The sequence below is a fragment of the Streptomyces sp. NPDC030838 genome (genome assembly GCF_055572035.1).
The window spans coordinates 1464187-1481383 of sequence record NZ_JBVIED010000001.1 but is presented as its reverse complement, the minus strand read 5'-3'; the positions used below and the strand labels follow the sequence as shown (position 1 = coordinate 1481383).

Annotated in this window: 15 protein-coding genes; 10 read left to right on the top strand and 5 right to left on the bottom strand. The window is 72.7% G+C overall.

Going from position 1 to position 17197, the window contains the following annotated elements; genetic code table 11:
* The first annotated feature begins 1 nt into the window (after window position 1).
* From ACZ42A_RS06635 to ACZ42A_RS06615, 5 genes are all read left to right on the top strand, one after another.
* Entirely contained in the window at window positions 2-1603 is a 1602-nt protein-coding gene (locus ACZ42A_RS06635; protein WP_468526022.1) for a PucR family transcriptional regulator, read from the top strand.
* Between the two features lie 164 nt (window positions 1604-1767).
* Window positions 1768-2610, top strand: coding sequence for a nitrilase-related carbon-nitrogen hydrolase (locus ACZ42A_RS06630; RefSeq protein WP_468526021.1), 843 nt, complete (start codon window positions 1768-1770; stop codon window positions 2608-2610).
* A 108-nt stretch (window positions 2611-2718) separates the two neighbouring features.
* Complete coding sequence (gene hydA / locus ACZ42A_RS06625; protein WP_468526020.1) at window positions 2719-4122, top strand: dihydropyrimidinase; 1404 nt, start codon at window positions 2719-2721, stop codon at window positions 4120-4122.
* Between the two features lie 11 nt (window positions 4123-4133).
* Window positions 4134-5156, top strand: coding sequence for a TIGR03842 family LLM class F420-dependent oxidoreductase (locus ACZ42A_RS06620; protein WP_468526019.1), 1023 nt, complete (start codon window positions 4134-4136; stop codon window positions 5154-5156).
* A gap of 125 nt (window positions 5157-5281) precedes the next feature.
* A complete protein-coding gene (locus ACZ42A_RS06615; RefSeq protein ID WP_468526018.1) occupies window positions 5282-6835 on the top strand; it encodes an NCS1 family nucleobase:cation symporter-1 in 1554 nt (517 codons plus the stop codon).
* Between the two features lie 31 nt (window positions 6836-6866).
* Here ACZ42A_RS06615 and ACZ42A_RS06610 read toward each other — a convergent pair whose 3' ends face one another.
* The gene (locus ACZ42A_RS06610) at window positions 6867-7532 is read right to left on the bottom strand and encodes a hypothetical protein (RefSeq protein ID WP_468526017.1); all 666 of its coding nucleotides are present in this window, start codon (window positions 7530-7532) and stop codon (window positions 6867-6869) included.
* A gap of 298 nt (window positions 7533-7830) precedes the next feature.
* On the opposite strand from ACZ42A_RS06610, the gene ACZ42A_RS06605 reads away from it, so the two are divergent.
* From ACZ42A_RS06605 to ACZ42A_RS06585, 5 genes are all read left to right on the top strand, one after another.
* On the top strand, window positions 7831-9657 hold the full coding sequence (locus tag ACZ42A_RS06605) for a gamma-glutamyltransferase family protein (protein ID WP_468526016.1): 1827 nt from the start codon (window positions 7831-7833) through the stop codon (window positions 9655-9657).
* A gap of 101 nt (window positions 9658-9758) precedes the next feature.
* The gene (locus ACZ42A_RS06600; RefSeq protein ID WP_468526015.1) at window positions 9759-10604 is read left to right on the top strand and encodes an inositol monophosphatase family protein; all 846 of its coding nucleotides are present in this window, start codon (window positions 9759-9761) and stop codon (window positions 10602-10604) included.
* A gap of 101 nt (window positions 10605-10705) precedes the next feature.
* The gene (locus tag ACZ42A_RS06595; RefSeq protein ID WP_468526014.1) at window positions 10706-12118 is read left to right on the top strand and encodes a phytoene desaturase family protein; all 1413 of its coding nucleotides are present in this window, start codon (window positions 10706-10708) and stop codon (window positions 12116-12118) included.
* On the top strand, window positions 12115-12624 hold the full coding sequence (locus ACZ42A_RS06590; protein ID WP_468526013.1) for an O-acetyl-ADP-ribose deacetylase: 510 nt from the start codon (window positions 12115-12117) through the stop codon (window positions 12622-12624). Before ACZ42A_RS06595 ends, ACZ42A_RS06590 begins: the two co-directional genes overlap by 4 nt.
* A 49-nt stretch (window positions 12625-12673) precedes the next feature.
* A complete protein-coding gene (locus ACZ42A_RS06585) occupies window positions 12674-14050 on the top strand; it encodes an SMI1/KNR4 family protein (RefSeq protein WP_468526012.1) in 1377 nt (458 codons plus the stop codon).
* A gap of 19 nt (window positions 14051-14069) precedes the next feature.
* Here the strand turns inward: ACZ42A_RS06585 and ACZ42A_RS06580 are convergent, their stop codons facing one another.
* The 4 genes from ACZ42A_RS06580 to ACZ42A_RS06565 all read right to left on the bottom strand — a co-directional run bounded on the left by ACZ42A_RS06580 (window position 14070) and on the right by ACZ42A_RS06565 (window position 16982).
* Window positions 14070-15029, bottom strand: a complete 960-nt coding sequence (locus ACZ42A_RS06580; RefSeq protein ID WP_468526011.1) for a LysR family transcriptional regulator — start codon at window positions 15027-15029, stop codon at window positions 14070-14072.
* Window positions 15019-15153, bottom strand: coding sequence for a hypothetical protein (locus tag ACZ42A_RS06575; protein ID WP_468526010.1), 135 nt, complete (start codon window positions 15151-15153; stop codon window positions 15019-15021). Before ACZ42A_RS06575 ends, ACZ42A_RS06580 begins: the two co-directional genes overlap by 11 nt.
* A 259-nt stretch (window positions 15154-15412) precedes the next feature.
* On the bottom strand, window positions 15413-16108 hold the full coding sequence (locus ACZ42A_RS06570) for a type 1 glutamine amidotransferase domain-containing protein (RefSeq protein WP_468526009.1): 696 nt from the start codon (window positions 16106-16108) through the stop codon (window positions 15413-15415).
* Window positions 16109-16235: 127 nt separating this feature from the next.
* On the bottom strand, window positions 16236-16982 hold the full coding sequence (locus ACZ42A_RS06565; RefSeq protein ID WP_468526008.1) for a DUF4142 domain-containing protein: 747 nt from the start codon (window positions 16980-16982) through the stop codon (window positions 16236-16238).
* Window positions 16983-17197: the final 215 nt, after the last annotated feature.

Genomic DNA, 17197 nt, shown 5'->3' with positions numbered 1-17197 from the left:
CATGGCCACCTCCTTGGAACCCTGGGAGCCTCGGGAGCCCCCGGCGTCCCGCGCGGCCGTGGAGCCCTGGGAGCCGCCTCTGTCCGTCCGTCAGGTGCTCGCCCTGGAGCGGGTGCTGGCCGGCGAGCCCGAGGTGGTGGCGGGCGCCGACCGGCTCGACCGCCCGGTGCGCTGGGTGCATGTCGCCGAGGCCGCCGACGTCGGGGTGATGCTCAGCGGCGGCGAGATGGTCCTCACCACCGGGGTGCTGCTCGTCGGCGACGAGGCGAAACAGGCCGAGTACATCCGCTCCCTGCACCGCGCGGAGGCCGCGGCCGTCGTCCTCGGACTCGGCCGCGCCTTCCCCGCGCCGCCACGGGTGATGTGCCGGGCCGCCGAGCGGTGCGGCCTGCCGCTGGTCGTGCTGCACCGGCCGTTCCCCTTCGCCGAGCTGACCGAGGAGGTGCAGTCCCGGCTGGTGCGGCGCAAGTTCGCCGCGGTCAGCCTCTCCGAGGCCGTGCGCACCGCGCTCACCGGCCTGATCACCGCCGGAGCCCCGCTGCAACGGCTCCTCGACGAGATCGCCCGGTACAGCGGCTGTCCCGTCGTCGTCACCAACCTCGCCCACCGGGTGCTGGCCACGGCGGGCGAACGCCCCGCGGTGGACGACGTGCTGCGCGACTGGGAGCGCATCGCCCGGCAGGCCGGCGGCCGGGAGGGTGACGGCTGGATCCACGCCGAACTCGGCGGCCGCGGCGAGCGGTGGGGGCGGATCCTCCTGTGCGGCTACCGCGGCGACACCGCCACCGGCCGGCTGCTCGCCGACCGCGCCGCCGAGGCGCTGATACTGCACCGGATGCTCGGCGGCACCGCGCACAGCTGGGAAGAGGAGTCCGCGCAGAGCCTGCTCACCGACCTGCTCGGCGGTGTCGTACCGGCGCGCCGGCTGCTGCCCCGGGCGCGGGCCGCCGGACTGCCCGTCAACCGGCGTGCCTTCGTCCCGCTGGTCGTCCGCGACGCCCGGCCGGCCGAACTCGACCGCACCCTGCGGCTGCTGGGCCTGCCCGGGCTGGTCGCCGGACTCGCCGACGACGCCACCGCCGTCCTGCTCAGCCTCGCCCGCGACCAGGACGCCCCGGCGCTCACCGAGCACTTCGCCGCCCGGCTGCGCCAGGAGGGCCGCCCCGCCGTGGTGGCCGCCGCCGACGCCCGCACCGACTGGGACGAGGTGCCCGCCGGGCTGCGCGAGGCCCGGCATGTCGCGGACGCCGTGGCCGGCTCCTCGGCCGCCCTCGACCTCCCGGCGGTCGTCCGTCTGAAGGACGTCCACCTCAGGGGCCTGATCCGGCTGCTGCGGGACGACCCGCAGGTGCAGTCGTTCGCCGAACGGGAGCTGGCCGGGCTGCTCGGCCGGGGCGACGACGCGCTGCTGGCGGTGCTGCGCACCTATCTCGCCACCGGCCGCAACAAGTCCCGCACCGCCCAGCTCCACCATGTCTCCCGGCCCGCGCTCTACCGCCGCCTGGAGGCGATACAGGCCCGCCTCGGCGTCGACCTGGACGACTTCGAGCAGGCCGCCTCGGTGCACATCGCGCTCCTCGCGCATGACGCGCAACAGCGGTGAAACATGGGACTACCTGGGAAAACGGCGGTGAAACATGGGTCCTTCGCAACGTGACACGGTGGCACGCCGCCCGCCCGCAGACGTGACACGCTGCCCGTCGAAGCGGGCCCGCCGGCTTCCTAGGCTCACCGCACACCGAGCTACCGGAGCGACCGGAGGTCCCGATGAGCCGAGTGATCCGCGCCGCCGTCTTCCAGACCGCCTGGACCGGCGACAAGGAGTCGATGATCCGGGTGCACGAACAGGCGGCCCGCGACGCCGCCGCGCAGGGCGCCCAAGTCCTCTGCTTCCAGGAGCTGTTCTACGGACCGTACTTCTGCCAGGTCCAGGACCCGGCCTTCTACGCCTACGCCGAGAAGATCCCGGACGGCCCGATCGTCCGCCGCTTCCAGGCACTCGCCCGCGAGCTGGGCATCGTCCTCGTCCTGCCGATGTACGAGGAGGAGCAGCCCGGCGTCCTCTACAACACCGCCGCCGTGATCGACGCCGACGGCTCCTACCTCGGCAAGTACCGCAAGACCCACATCCCGCAGGTGCGCGGCTTCTGGGAGAAGTTCTACTTCCGCCCCGGCAACTCCGGCTGGCCCGTCTTCGACACCGCCGCCGGCCGGATCGGCGTGTACATCTGCTACGACCGCCACTTCCCGGAGGGCTGGCGGGCCCTCGGCCTCGCGGGCGCCGAGATCGTCTTCAACCCGTCGGCCACCTCGCGCGGCCTGTCCGGCTACCTCTGGCAGCTGGAACAGCCCGCGGCGGCCGTCGCCAACGAGTACTTCGTCGGCGCGATCAACCGGGTGGGCGTCGAGGAGTACGGCGACAACGACTTCTACGGGACCTCGTACTTCGTCGACCCGGAGGCCCAGTTCGTCGGCGAGGTCGCGAGCGACAAGGAGACCGAATTGGTCGTCCGGGACCTGGACATGGCGAAGCTGCGCGAGGTCAGGGACCGCTGGCAGTTCTACAGGGACCGGGCCCCCGGGGCATACGGCTCGCTGACGACTCCGTGAGGGCAACTCCCTAAAGGGGCGCGGGGCTGCATCGATATGCGGCTCCGCCGCGTGGGCGCGACCAGCCACAAACAACCGCACATACCCACCGCGAGGAGCGACCGAGACATGAGCAGCCGCACACTCATCCACGGCGGCCTAGTCATCACCGCATCCGACGAGTTGCACGCCGACGTCCTGATCGAGGACGGCCGCATCGCCGCCCTCGCCGCCTCCGGCACGCCCGCCGCGGAGGCCTTCACCGCGGACCGGACGATCGACGCCACCGGCAAGTACGTCATCCCGGGCGGCGTGGACGTCCACACCCACATGGAGCTGCCCTTCGGCGGCACCTTCGCCTCCGACACCTTCGAGACCGGCACCCGGGCCGCCGCCTGGGGCGGGACCACCACGATCGTCGACTTCGCCGTCCAGAGCGTCGGGCAGGCGCTGCGCGAGGGCCTCGACGCCTGGCACGCCAAGGCGGAGGGCAACTGCGCGATCGACTACGGCTTCCACATGATCGTCTCCGACGTCAACGACGAGACGCTCAAGGAGATGGATCTGCTGATCGAGGAGGGCGTGACCTCGTTCAAGCAGTTCATGGCCTATCCCGGGGTCTTCTATTCCGACGACGGCCAGATCCTGCGCGCCATGCAGCGCTCCGCCGAGAACGGCGGCCTGATCATGATGCACGCCGAGAACGGCATCGCGATCGACGTCCTGGTCGAGCAGGCGCTGGCCCGGGGCGAGACCGACCCGCGTTACCACGGCGAGGTACGCAAGGCACTCCTCGAGGCGGAGGCCACCCACCGCGCCATCAAGCTCGCCCAGGTCGCCGGCGCGCCCCTGTACGTCGTGCACGTCTCCGCGATGGAGGCGGTCGCCGAGCTGGCCAAGGCACGGGACGAGGGCCTGAACGTTTTCGGCGAGACCTGCCCGCAGTATCTGTTCCTGTCGACCGACAACCTCGCCGAACCGGACTTCGAGGGCGCGAAGTACGTGTGCAGCACCCCGCTCAGGCCGCGCGAGCACCAGGCCAGGCTCTGGCGGGGCCTGCGCACCAACGACCTCCAGGTCGTCTCCACCGACCACTGCCCCTTCTGCTTCACCGGCCAGAAGGAACTGGGCCGCGGCGACTTCTCCAAGATCCCCAACGGGCTGCCGGGCGTGGAGAACCGTATGGACCTGCTCCACCAGGCCGTCGTCGACGGGCACATCTCGCGCCGCCGCTGGATCGAGATCGCCTGCGCCACCCCGGCCCGGATGTTCGGCCTGTACCCGAAGAAGGGCACCATCGCCCCGGGCGCCGACGCCGACGTCGTCGTCTACGACCCGCACGCCGAGCAGGTCATCTCCGCCGAGACGCACCACATGAACGTCGACTACTCGGCGTACGAGGGCAAGCGCGTCACCGGCCGGGTCGAGACCGTGCTCTCCCGCGGCGTCCCCGTCATCACCGAGCGGGAGTACACCGGGCACGCCGGGCACGGCGTCTACACCCCCCGCTCCACCTGTCAGTACCTCAGCTAGGAGGAGCGACCGTGGACTTCGGACTCGTTCTCCAGACCGACCCGCCCGCCTCGCGCGTCATCAGCCTGATGAAGCGCGCCGAACGCAACGGCTTCCGCTACGGCTGGACCTTCGACTCCGCCGTGCTCTGGCAGGAGCCGTTCGTGATCTACAGCCAGATCCTCGCCAACACGCAGAAGCTGAAGGTCGGCCCGATGGTCACCAACCCGGGCACCCGTACCTGGGAGGTCACCGCCTCCACCTTCGCCACCCTCAACGACATGTTCGGCAACCGCACGGTGTGCGGCATCGGCCGCGGCGACTCCGCGATGCGCGTCGCCGGGCGCACACCCAACACCCTCGCCCGGATCAGCGAGGCCATGAAGGTCATCCGGGCGCTGGGCAGCGGCCGGGAGGCCGACCTCGGCGGCGGCACGGTGGTCAGGTTCCCGTGGATCAAGCCGGGCGCCGAACTCCCCGTGTGGATGGCGGCGTACGGCCCGAAGGCGCTGAAGATGACCGGCGAGGAGGCGGACGGCTTCATCCTCCAGCTCGCCGACCTCTACCTCACCGAGTACATGGTCAAGGCGGTCAAGGATGCCGCGATCGCCGCCGGCCGCGACCCGTCCGAGGTGACGGTCTGCGTCGCCGCCCCGGCGTACGTCACCGCGGACGACTCGCCCGAGGCGCTGGCCCACGCCCGTGACCAGTGCCGCTGGTTCGGCGGAATGGTCGGCAACCATGTCGCCGACCTGGTCGCGAAGTACGGCGAGCACTCCTCGGCCGTCCCCGACGAACTCACCGACTACATCAAGGCCCGCCAGGGCTACGACTACGCGCACCACGGGCGCAGCGGCAACCCCGACACCGAGTTCGTGCCCGACGAGATCGTGGACCGGTTCTGCCTGATCGGCACCCCCGCCATGCACATCGAGAAGCTGAGGAAACTGCGCGAGCTGGGCGTCGACCAGTTCGCCGTCTACGACATGCACGACGCGCAGGAAGCGGTGATCGACGCGTACGGCGCGCAGATCATCCCCGTGGTCAACGCCTGACCGCCCGCCGGTACCGCTCCGAGGATCCGACCCCCCACACCTTGTCCCCCCTCCCCGCCGTCCCGGGGAGGGGCCCAAGGCCCCCGCACGGCCTTTCCCGTCCCCCTCATGCCGATTGGCCTGCCATGACCGAAACCGTTCCCCCGGGGTCGCCCGCCGCCACCCAGACCACCGACGTCCACGGCCGGATAGAACTGGCCCCCGAGGCCTTCCCCGCCGACAGCCCCTTCGCCAACGAGGACCTGCGTCCCGTCCCCGTCGCCGAGCGCCGCTGGACGACGTACAACTTCGCCGCGCTGTGGATCTCCATGGCGCACTGCATCCCCAGCTGGACCCTCGCCTCCGGTCTGGTCGCGCTCGGCATGGACTGGAAGCAGGCGGTGTTCACCATCGCCCTGGCCAACGTCATCGTGCTGCTGCCGATGCTGGCCACCGGGCACGCCGGACCCAAGTACGGCATCCCCTTCCCGGTGCTCGCCCGCGCCTCCTTCGGGCTGCGCGGTGCCAACGTCCCGGCGCTGATCCGGGCGGCCGTGGCCTGCGGCTGGTTCGGCATCCAGACCTGGATCGGCGGCAGCGGCATCTTCGCGCTCGGCTCCAAGCTCACCGGCGGCGAGTGGGAGAACGCCGGCCGGATCGCGGGCAACCCGTGGCCGCTGTGGCTGTGCTTCCTGCTCTTCTGGGCGGTGCAGATCGCGATCATCCACCGCGGCATGGACTTCCTGCGGCACTTCGAGAACTGGGCCGCGCCCTTCGTCCTCGTCGGCGCGTTCGCGCTGCTGATCTGGATCGCCGTGCAGGCCGACGGCTTCGGCGAACTGCTGTCGCAGCCCTCGAAGCTGGGCTGGGGCGCGGACTTCTGGCCGGTCTTCTTCCCGTCCCTGATGGGCATGATCGGCTTCTGGGCGACGCTCTCGCTCAACATCCCCGACTTCACCCGCTTCGGCGCCAGCCAGAAGGCGCAGACCTGGGGCCAGTCGCTGGGACTGCCCACGACCATGACGCTGTTCGCGATCCTCGCCGTGCTGGTCACCTCCGGCTCCGAAGTGGTCTACGGGGAGGCGATCTGGGACCCGGTCACCCTCGCCGCCAAGGCGGACAACGTCTTCGGCCTGCTCTTCGCCCTGATCACGGTGCTCGTCGCCACCGTGTCCGTGAACATCGCGGCCAACGTGGTCTCCCCGGCGTACGACCTCGCCAACCTGGCGCCGAAGTTCATCACCTTCCGCACCGGCGCGCTGATCACCGGTGTCGTCGGCATCCTGATCTTCCCGTGGAAGCTGATCTCCACGCCCGAGTTCTACATCTTCACCTGGCTCGGCGTGGTCGGCGGGCTGCTCGGCACGGTCGCGGGCATCCTGATCGCCGACTACTGGATCGTCCGCCGCACGGTGCTGCACCTCGCGGACCTGTACACGCCCGGCGGGCGCTACTGGTACTCCGGCGGCTGGAACTGGCGCGCCCTCGTGGCCTTCGCGGTCGGCGGAGTCCTCGCGGTCGGCGGCTCGTACTCGACGACCGGCGCGGACGGGACGACGTCCGGCCCCTTCCCGGCGGACGGTCTGATCCCGTTCCTCAAGCCGCTCGCCGACTACGGCTGGGCGGTGGGCCTCGCGGCCTCGCTGCTGCTGTACGTCGTGCTGATGCTGCCGCGTCGCGAGCGGGCGCCCATCGGTTGATTCACGCGGTTGATTCCGGGCCGGAGGGCGGTCAGCCCGTGCCGCCCTCCGCCAGCGCCGCGACCGCGGCCTTGGCCGCCTTGATGGCGCCCTTGTTGATCTCGTCGGTGCTCGGGGCCGTCTTGTTCTCGAAGTCGGACCCGTTGTACGTCACCGTCACCAGCGCGTTCGCCGCGCGGACCAGCACCACGCCCTCACGGGTCTGCTGCTGGTCCTCGGTGGTGAGGTTCACGACGGAGTACGCCGCGTCGCCGAGGCCGGGCACCGGACCGCCGCCGCTCTTCTCCGCCCGGCGCGCCTCGTACTGCTTCTCCGCCTCCTCGTCCGAGTCGCTGATCTCGAAGGAGACGTCGAGCCAGCGGTAGTCGTAGCCCTTCAGCGCGTTCCAGGAGCAGGTGCGGCGCACCGAGGTGTCCGTGGACGGTATCTCCTTGCCGGCCGCCTTGGCGCCCGGCACCAGCGACGTGATCGTCTTCTCGGACAGGCTGTCGCACGGCGCCGGGGCCGCGGTGTACGTCTTGGGCACCGCCGTCGTGGACGGGGCGGACGCGGACCGGGTCCCGGTCTCGCGGGGCGCCTTGCCCGCGGCGGCGGTGGTCGTCTCGGAGCCGGACGTGAGAGCCCAGCCCGCGCAGGCGAGCACAGCGACCGGGGTCAGGCGCGCGGTGAGGGCGAGCGGCAGGGGAAGAGAACGCACGTTTCGCACTTCTCGTGGGGGTCGGTGCGGAGGGAGTCCGCACTGCGGACGGGACGCCAGTGTCACACGAGTCCCTGTGGGGCGGAAGTGCCAACTCGCTCCGTGCCTGCGCGGTAACTCTCCCTCACCAGCGGCGCGTTGAATGCCCGGTTATGTCCGGGCGGTCCCCGGGGCCGGGCCGGTCGCCAGGAGGGCGCGACCCGTCCCGACCCGACCGGGGCACGGCGATCGATAGCCTGCGGACGATCAGGGGCGGAATCCCTGACACCGACTCCGCGGAAGCGAGGTGCGACGCCGTATGTTCACCACCCGGCCCACGCTCCAGGGCACCTTCGGCATGGTGTCCTCCACCCACTGGCTGGCCTCCCAGTCGGCGATGGCGGTGCTGGAGGACGGCGGGAACGCCTACGACGCGGCGGTGGCGGGCGCGTTCGTGCTGCATGTCGTCGAACCGCACCTGAACGGGCCGGCCGGGGAGGTGCCGATCCTGCTCGCCCCGGCGGGCGGCGCGGTGCGGGTGCTGTGCGGGCAGGGCGTCGCGCCCGCCGGGGCGACCGTCGACCACTACCGATGGCTCGGACTGGACCTCGTCCCCGGCACCGGACCGCTCGCCGCCGCCGTGCCCGGCGCGTTCGACGCCTGGATGCTGCTGCTCCGGGACCACGGCACCAAGTCCCTCGCCGACGTCCTGAAATACGCCATCGGCTACGCGGAGCACGGGCACGCGCCCGTCGAGAACATCGGCGCGACCGTGGAGACCGTACGGGAGCTGTTCGAGACCGAGTGGACCTCGTCGGCGGAGGTGTACCTGCCGGGTGGCAAGCCGCCCCGGACGGGTCGGCTGCTGCGCAATCCCGCCCTCGCCGCCACCTGGCAGCGGCTGCTGGCCGAGGTCGCCCGCGCGGGGGACCGGGAGGCGCAGATCGAGGCCGCGCGGGAGGTGTGGCGCACCGGATTCATCGCCGAGGCCCTGATACGGCAGGCCCGGCGCCCCACCCTGGACACCAGCGGCGAGCGCCACACCGGCACCCTCACGGCCGACGACCTCGCCGCCTGGTCGGCGACCTACGAGACGCCCGCGACGTACGACTGGAACGGCTGGACCGTGTGCAAGGCCGGCCCCTGGAGCCAGGGCCCGGTCTTCCTCCAGCAGCTCGCCCTGCTCCCGCCCGAACTGCCCCCGTACGGGTCCGCCGACTACGTCCACCTGCTGGTCGAGAACTGCAAGCTCGCCATGGCCGACCGGGAGGCCTGGTACGGCGACGCCGCCGAGGTGCCGCTCGACGCGCTGCTGTCGGAGGCGTACAACGCCGGGCGGCGGGCGCTGGTGGGGGAGCGGGCCTCGCACGAGCTGCGGCCCGGCAGCCCCGACGGGCGGACGCCGCGGCTGTCCCGGTACGCGCGCGTGGAGGCCGCCGTGGAGCGGGCCGCCGGCGCGGCGGGCGCGGGGGAGCCGACGGTCGCCATGAGCACGAGCGCGCCCGTGCCGGGGGAGCCGGCGGTCGCCGCCGACGGCGGCACCCGCGGGGACACCTGCCATCTGGACGTCGTCGACCGCTGGGGCAACATGGTCGCGGCCACGCCCAGCGGCGGCTGGCTCCAGTCCAACCCCGTCGTCCCCGAACTGGGCTTCCCGCTCGGCACCCGGCTGCAGATGACCTGGCTGGAGGAGGGCCTGCCGAACACCCTCACCCCCGGCCGCCGGCCCCGCACCACCCTCACCCCCTCGATCGCGCTGCGCGACGGCGTCCCTGTGCTGGCGTTCGGCACCCCCGGCGGCGACCAGCAGGACCAGTGGCAGCCGCACTTCTTCCTCGCCGTGGCCCTGCGCCGGCCGGTGCGCGGCGGGCTCGACCTCCAGGGCGCCGTCGACGCGCCGAACTGGCACAACGACAGCTTCCCCGGCTCCTTCTTCCCGCGCGGCATGCGGCCGGGGAGCGTGACGGTGGAGTCCCGCATGGACCCGGCCGTCGTGGCGGAGCTGCGGCGGCGTGGTCACCACGTCACCGTCGGTGACGCCTGGTCGGAGGGGCGGCTGTGCGCGGTCGCCCGGGACCCGGAGACCGGTGTGCTGTCGGCCGCGGCGAACCCGCGCGGGATGCAGGGGTACGCGGTGGGCCGCTGAGCCTGTCGGTGGTCCGCCGTCCTCCGGGCCGTTCATCCTGATTCCACCGTGAGTGCACCGGCCGGGTGGGGATTGTCAGTGGCGCGTGCTCTCATGGAGTCATGATCCAAGACAGCGGAACCATCGACGATTTCCTCGCCCGGCACGCGGCCGACGTGGAGGAGGCGGTCCGCGAGGCGGCCGCCGCGGAGATCATGCCGCGCTTCCGGCAGCTGGCCGCGCACGAGGTCGACGAGAAGACGGGCCCGCACGACCTGGTCACGGACGCCGACCGCAAGGCGGAGCTGTATCTGACCGAGGCGCTGTGCGCCCTGCTGCCCGGTTCCGTCGTCGTCGGCGAGGAGGCGGTGCACGCCAACCCGCTCACGTACGAGGCGATACGGGGCGACGCACCGGTCTGGATCGTCGACCCCGTCGACGGCACACGGCAGTTCGTGCACGGCGACGACGGCTTCTGCACCCTCGTCGCGCTCGCCCGGCACGGCGTGCTGCACGCCTCGTGGACGTACGCGCCCGTCCGCGGTCAACTCGCCACCGCCGTAAGGGGCCAGGGCGCCTTCCTGAACGGCGAGCGGCTGTACGCCGGCCCGCCCACGCCCGGCCGGGACCTGCGCGTCGCCACCTCCCACCCGGACTACACCACGGACGACCAGAAGCGCGCCCTGCACGGCCTGCGCACCGAGGGCGTCGCACCGCGCCCGTGCGGCTCGGCGGGCCTGGAGTATCTGGCCATCGCCCGGGGCGAGTCGGACGCCACCGCTTTCTCCTGGGAAGCGGCCTGGGATCACGCCGCGGGCCTGCTGCTCGTCGAGGAGGCGGGCGGCGCCCATCTGACCCGCACCGGCGAGCCGTTCCGCATCACCGGCGGCAACGACCTGCCGTTCACCGCCGCCCGCGACGCGGCGACAGCCCGCCGGGTGGCCGCCCTGCTGGCCGCGTCGGTGTGACCGGCCCGCGGCGGGCCCCCGTCGCGGAGGAGTGTCAGTCCCCCGGCATATCCTGAAGTCCAGTGGCCATCGGCTGACGAAGGAGTCCGAAGGTGCCGTCGATGTTCGATGCGGTCGTGGTGGGGGCGGGGCCGAACGGACTGACGGCTGCCGTGGAGCTGGCCCGCCGCGGCTTCTCCGTGGCCCTCTTCGAGGCACGGGACACCGTCGGCGGGGGCGCCCGCACCGAAGAGCTGACCCTCCCCGGCTTCCGCCACGACCCCTGCTCCGCCGCCCACCCGCTCGGCATCAACTCGCCCGCCTTCCGCGCCCTGCCCCTGGAGCGGTACGGCCTGCGCTGGCTCCAGCCCGAGCTGCCCATGGCCCACCCCTTCCCGGACGGCACCGCGGCCGTGCTCTCCCGCTCGGTGGCGGAGACGGCCGCGTCCTTCGGCCCGCGCGACGCGGGCACGTATCGCAGACTGATCGCGCCCTTCCTGCCCCGATGGGACACCCTCGCCCGGGACTTCATGTCCCTGCCGCTCACCGCGCTCCCGCGCGACCCGGTGACCCTCGCCCGCTTCGGCCTGGTCGGCCTGCCCCCGTCGACCTGGCTGACCCGCCGCTTCCACGACGAGCCCGCCAAGACCCTCTTCGCCGGACTCGTCGCCCACGTCATGGCCCCCCTCACCGGCCTGGCCACCGGCGCCATCGGCCTGGTCTTCGCCCTCGCCGCGCACGCCCGCGGCTGGCCGGTGGCGCAAGGCGGGTCCCAGTCCATCTCCGACGCGCTCGCCGCGTATCTCGAGGACCTCGGCGGCACCATCCACACCGACTACGAGGTCAAGCGCCTCGACGACCTGCCGCCCGCCCGCGCCTATGTCTTCGACACCTCGCCCACCGCCCTGGCCAGGATCGCGGGCTTCGGCCGCCTCTACGACAACTACCGGTACGGCCCCGGAGTCTTCAAGATCGACTACGCGCTGGACGGCCCGGTCCCGTGGACCGCCCCCGAGGCGCGCACCGCCGGCACGGTCCAGATCGGCGCGGACAGCGCGGAGATCGGCGCGGCCCTCCGCGCGGCCTCCCGCGAGGGCCGCGCACCCGACCGCCCCTTCATGATCACCGTGCAGCCGAGCGTCGTGGACCCCACCCGCGCCCCCGAGGGCCGGCACGTCTTCTGGGCGTACGGCCACGTCCCGCACGGCTGGACCGGCGACCTCACCGACGCCATCGAACGCCAACTGGAGCGCTACGCACCCGGCTTCCGCGACCGCGTCCTCGCCCGCGCCACGGCCGGACCGCCCGAACTGGCCGCCCGCAACGCGAACTACATCGGCGGCGACATCGCCTCCGGCGCGGTCTCCGGACTCCAGGTCCTGCTGCGCCCCCGCCTCTCGCTGTTCCCGTACAGCACCCCGCACCCGGCGGTCTTCATCTGCTCGTCGGCCACCCCGCCGGGCCCCGGCGTCCACGGCATGTCGGGCCACAACGCGGCGAAGGCCGTCTGGAGAAAGCTGAGACAGACGCCATGACCACCCTCACGCTCGTCCAGGGCGACATCACCCGCGAGACCGCCGACGCCATCGTCAACGCGGCCAACTCCTCACTGCTCGGCGGCGGAGGCGTCGACGGCGCCATCCACCGCCGCGGCGGCCCCGCGATCCTCGAGGACTGCCGCAGACTCCGCGCCTCCCGGTACGGCAAGGGCCTCCCCACCGGCCAGGCGGTCGCCACCACCGCCGGCGAGCTGGACGCCCGCTGGGTCATCCACACCGTCGGACCGGTGCACAGCACGACCGAGGACCGCTCGGACCTGCTCGCCTCCTGCTACCGCGAGTCGCTCCGCGTGGCCGACGAGCTGGGCGCCCGCACGGTCGCCTTCCCGGCCATCTCGACGGGCGTCTACCGGTGGCCCATGGAGGACGCGGCACGTATCGCCGTGGAGACGGTACGGAACACACCCACAGCGGTCGAAGAGGTCCGGTTCGTCCTCTTCGACGACCGGGCGTACGCGGCGTTCGCCGCGCAGGTCGGCTGACGCGGCTCCCCGCATCCACACCAACCAACACATCTACAGGAGGCCTCAGTTGACCTCGATCCATGACGTCGCGACGTGGGAGCCGCTGCTGCGGCTGCTGCGGTCCCAGGCCGCGGACGAGTTCGCCGCTCCGGGTGGGCGGGTGGCGGGCCGGATCGGCCGGTACGGGTGGAGTCTGCCGCTGCGGCGGCCGATGCCGCTGCCCGGGCGCGCCATGCAGGTCGAGGACATGCAGGACGAGTTCGACGCGGTGGAACGGGTGCAGAGCGCGCTCGAGGGCGACGACGACATCGCCTTCTCGGTGGAGTTCGCGCCGGACGGGAGGTTCGTCCTGCATCTGCTCGGCTCCAGCCCCGCCGTGGAGCCGGGCATAGGCACCGCGCGCCCGGGCTCGCTCATCCTCGTCGAGGACGCCGTCCCGGCGCCCTGGCGGCGGCTGCCGGATCCGGTGCCCGGCGCGCGGCCCGCCCCGTCGGCGGACCCGGAGCTGCTGGAGCGGACGCTGCGGGAGCGGATGCCCGACGCGATCGGCGCCACCGAGGAGGAGATCGCCGCCGCGGAGGCGCGTCTCGGCCTCGCCCTGCCCGAGGAGCTGAAGGCGCTCTACCGGGTGACGCGGGCGCGCTGGCAGGACCTGGGCGACGACTACGAGGACGCGATACGCCACGCCAAGGCCGTCCGCTGTGAGCTGTTCGACCTCGACGGGCTGTACATCTCGGACGCCTCCGCCCGCCCGTCCCTCTGGCAGTTCGCGGCCACGGAGGCGGCCGTCACCGGGCCCGACGCCGCGGTGCAGTACGTGGTCGGTTCCCCCGGCTGGATCGTCTTCGGCGACAACGGCGGCGGCGACCGGATCGCGGTCGACCTGACGCCCGGCCCGCGCGGGCACCTCGGACAGGTCGTCATCCTCAGCCACGAGGAGCGGGTCGGCGCCGCGCTGCTCGCCGACTCCGTCACCGACTTCCTCCTGGACCGGCCTCCGTCCGCCTCCGGCGACGCGCGCCCGGACGCCCCCCACGCCGTCGCCCACGTCAACACCGGCAGCCTGCCCAGCGTCGAGGCCGCCGCCCACCCCGCGCTGGAGGTGCTGTGCATCGGCGTGTGGGAGGACGAGCCGGTGAGCCTCGCCCCGGTCGTCGGGCTGCCCCGGCTGCGGACCCTCACCGCCTACCCCGGTACGCTCGCCGACCCGCTGGAGATCACCAAGCTGACCGGCCTGGAGTACCTGGAGCTGGGGCCGAAGGAGTGGCGGGTCCTCCTCGACGCCGACGCCGTGCCGCGCGGGCTGTCCGCCGCCGGCATCGAGGTGCACGGCAACCAGGACACGCTGCCGATCGTGGAGCTCGCCAACGAGATCCTCGCCCTCTGGGACCGTCCCCAGATCCCGCGGACGGTCCTGGAAGGGCGCCTCGACCCCGTGCGGTGAGCCGATCCGGCCGTGCGGGTCACCAGGTGCGGCCCGCCTCCAGGAGGAGATCGCGGACCCGGATCACGTCCGGGTTGTCGGGGCGGCCGGGGCGCTGGACGAGGTAGCCGGTGTTGATGGGCGGGTCCTCCGGTTCGAGCAGCGGCACCAGCGCCCCGGAGGCCAGCTCGTCCAGGCACAGATAGCGCGGCAGCACGGTGAACCCGGCTCCCGCGACGACCGCGGCGAGCACCCCGCGCAGGTCCGGGACGGTGACGGCGGCGGGCCTGGAGAGCCGGGTGCCGAAGACATGGCGCCAGTAGCGGCGGGCGATCGGCACGTCCTCCGCGTAGCTCACGAGCGGGACGGCGCGCAGCGCGTCGGGGTCGTCGGCGGCGAGCCGGTCCGCCAGGCGGTCGGCCCAGACGGGCGCGGCGACCAGCACGAACTCCTCGTCCATCAGCGGCATCGCGGTCAGGGCCCGCCCGCGCGGCCGGTAGGTGGCGATCGCCAGGTCGTGGCGCCCGGCGCGCAGCTCCTCCAGCAGCGGTTCGGTCAGGCCGAGGGTCACCCGCAGCCGTAGCCCCTCGGCGGTCAGCGGGGCGAGGGCCGGCAGCACCCGGACGCACATCAGCTCGGCGGGCCCGGCCAGATGCACCGGCGCGGCCAGTTCGGCCGCACCCGTCTCCAGCCCGGTGGCGGCGGCGAGCGCGTCGAGCGGTGCCGCCACCCGGGCGGCGAGATCGTGCGCGACGGTGGTGGGGGCGACACCGCGCGGCAGACGCTCGAACAGCTCGCGCCCGGACTGCCGCTCCAGCGCACGGATCTGCGTGGTCACGGTCGGCTGCGACACGCCGAGCAGCCCCGCCGCGGCGGTGAACGAGCCCGAGCGGTACACCGCCAGGAAGGTGCGCAGCAGGTTCAGATCCGCCACCTGATGCGCGACGGGCGACGGCTCCCCGGCCGGACCGACGGAGCCATCGGGGTCCTTATACCTCACGGAACGAGCCTAGCCGCCGCCTATGGCACCGGCGCGCCACGAGGACGCGCAGCGCCGTCTCGCCCCAGCGGACGTAGTCCTCCTCGAAGGAGATGCCGCGCAGCAGCGTCAGATACGGCCCCACACGGTCCGCCGTGGCGAGGCCGCCTCGTATGGCGGTCGTCGGCCGGCCGGGCCGTGGCGGGGTGCCGTCGTGGCCCGGTGGCTGCCTGCCGGCCCGCGGCGGGCCGCTGCCATACGGCGATCGCCCCCCGCCGTGGCGCGGCGAGGCCCGGCAGGGGTCGGCCGTGCGTTGGCCTGGCGGCGACCGGCGACCAGCGATCGGCGACCGGCGATCAGCTGCTCAGGCCTGACCGGCGGCCCGCGCCCGGTGGCTCGGAAGGTCAGGCCAGCTTCTTCAGCAGTTCCGCGGCCAGCGGCGCGGAGGACGCCGGGTTCTGGCCGGTGACCAGGTTGCGGTCGACGACCACGTTGGGGCCCCACGGCTCACCGGCCCGGACGTTCAGCCCAGCCTCGACGAGGCGGCTCTGGAGCAGCCAATTCGCCCTGTCCGCGAGGCCGCCCTGGATCTCCTCGGCGTCGGTGAACGCGGCCACCTCGTACCCGGCGAACGCGTTGGAGCCGTCCTCGCGGGTCGCGGCCAGCAGCGCGGCCGGGCCGTGGCAGACCACGCCCAGCGGCGTGCCGGAGTCGAGGGCGTCGACCAGCAGCCGGCCGGAGGCGGCGTCCACGGCCAGGTCCTCCATCGGGCCGTGACCGCCGGGGTAGAACACGGCCGCGTACTCGTCGAGGACGACGTCCTCCAGCCGGACCGGCCGCTCCAGCTCGGTCATCGCGGCCAGCGCCGCCGCGATCCGGTCGGCGCCCTCCTGGCCCCCGTTGACCTCGGCGGCCAGGCTCGCCTTGTCGACGGTGGGCACGACGCCGCCCGGCGTGGCGACGACGATCTCGTGCCCGGCGGCCTTGAACGCCTCGTACGGGGCGACGGCCTCCTCGGCCCAGAAGCCGGTGGGGTGCCGGGTGCCGTCGGCGAGCGTCCAGTAGTCGACGCCGGTCATCACGAAAAGGATCTTCGACATGCTGCTCTCCCAAGGGGTGCTTCGACGTCATCGACGTTAGGCCTGCCCGGGAGGGCGTTTCCAATGACGAATCCAATGTCCGGCATAGGGATGCCGATGGATCGGCGGGAATAACCCGAACGGCCGCTCACCGGGAGGTCGGCGCGGGGGTCGGCGACGGCGACGCCGTGTTGATGTTCAGATCCGGCCGCGGCTCCAGCGCGAGCACCGGCGCACCCGGCTGCGGCGGGGGAGGGGTGAGCTGGTCCTTGGGGAGCTTCGGCGGGGTGGTCTGCTGGAAGTTCACCTGCTCGTGATTGACCAGTCCGGTCTTCTCCAGCACGGTGATGTGGTCCAGGACCGTGTCGTTGGCCTGGTCGGCGAGTTCCCGCACCAGGCTGTTGCGCGTGTTGGCGCGGACCTTGGCGACGACCGGGAAGATCTGCCCGTGCGTCACCCGCATGATCGTGACCGCCGTGGAGTCGAACTGCCGGCCGTTCTCCGCCGCCGCGGTCGCCACGAACTGCTGCTGCTGGGGACTGGCCTGGTTGGGCAGGGTGATGCCCAGCTCCGGCGCGATCCGGCGGCAGGTGGCGTCCAGCCGCGCGTGGCCGACGATCAGATGCGCGCCGGCCTCCTTCATCTCCGGTGTGGTCCCCCGCTCCATCGCCAGCTCACCCAGCGGGTACTCCCACAGCCCGGCGGCCCGCACCTTGACCACGAAGTCACGGTCGGCCTCGGTCAGCGGACCGTAGCGGGTGTTGGCGATGATGCGGTCCGCCGTCGTGGCCGTGTTCTCCACACCGAGCATGGCGGGATACGCGAGGGCCGCCAGGGTCAGACCCAGCGCGCCGAACACGAAGACGCTTCCTGCCGTGTTGCGGGACATCCGCATGCTGCCTCCAGACGCGAGCGCGTTGTACGCCAGGAGGTACGCAAACGCCGGGCGGTTCGATCAGCGCGCCGGGGAATTCTTTCGCCGGGTGGTGTGTGGGGTGCGCCACAACCAGGGTGCGCGGGGCGGCTGTCGGCCGTCTGGCCCAACAGAACCGCACAGACTGCGACGGCGTCATTGCTTCGAATGTGTTGGAGTTTTAGTGTGACCGAGGC

Excerpts from the sequence above, each read along its gene's own strand:
- ACZ42A_RS06615 (WP_468526018.1), top strand. The coding sequence starts at position 5,282 with ATGACCGAAACCGTTCCCCCGGGGTCGCCCGCCGCCACCCAGACCACC.
- ACZ42A_RS06605 (WP_468526016.1), top strand. The coding sequence starts at position 7,831 with ATGTTCACCACCCGGCCCACGCTCCAGGGCACCTTCGGCATGGTGTCC.
- hydA (WP_468526020.1), top strand. The coding sequence starts at position 2,719 with ATGAGCAGCCGCACACTCATCCACGGCGGCCTAGTCATCACCGCATCC.
- ACZ42A_RS06565 (WP_468526008.1), bottom strand. The coding sequence starts at position 16,982 with ATGCGGATGTCCCGCAACACGGCAGGAAGCGTCTTCGTGTTCGGCGCG.
- ACZ42A_RS06595 (WP_468526014.1), top strand. The coding sequence starts at position 10,706 with ATGTTCGATGCGGTCGTGGTGGGGGCGGGGCCGAACGGACTGACGGCT.
- ACZ42A_RS06590 (WP_468526013.1), top strand. The coding sequence starts at position 12,115 with ATGACCACCCTCACGCTCGTCCAGGGCGACATCACCCGCGAGACCGCC.
- ACZ42A_RS06600 (WP_468526015.1), top strand. The coding sequence starts at position 9,759 with ATGATCCAAGACAGCGGAACCATCGACGATTTCCTCGCCCGGCACGCG.
- ACZ42A_RS06630 (WP_468526021.1), top strand. The coding sequence starts at position 1,768 with ATGAGCCGAGTGATCCGCGCCGCCGTCTTCCAGACCGCCTGGACCGGC.
- ACZ42A_RS06635 (WP_468526022.1), top strand. The coding sequence starts at position 2 with ATGGCCACCTCCTTGGAACCCTGGGAGCCTCGGGAGCCCCCGGCGTCC.
- ACZ42A_RS06570 (WP_468526009.1), bottom strand. The coding sequence starts at position 16,108 with ATGTCGAAGATCCTTTTCGTGATGACCGGCGTCGACTACTGGACGCTC.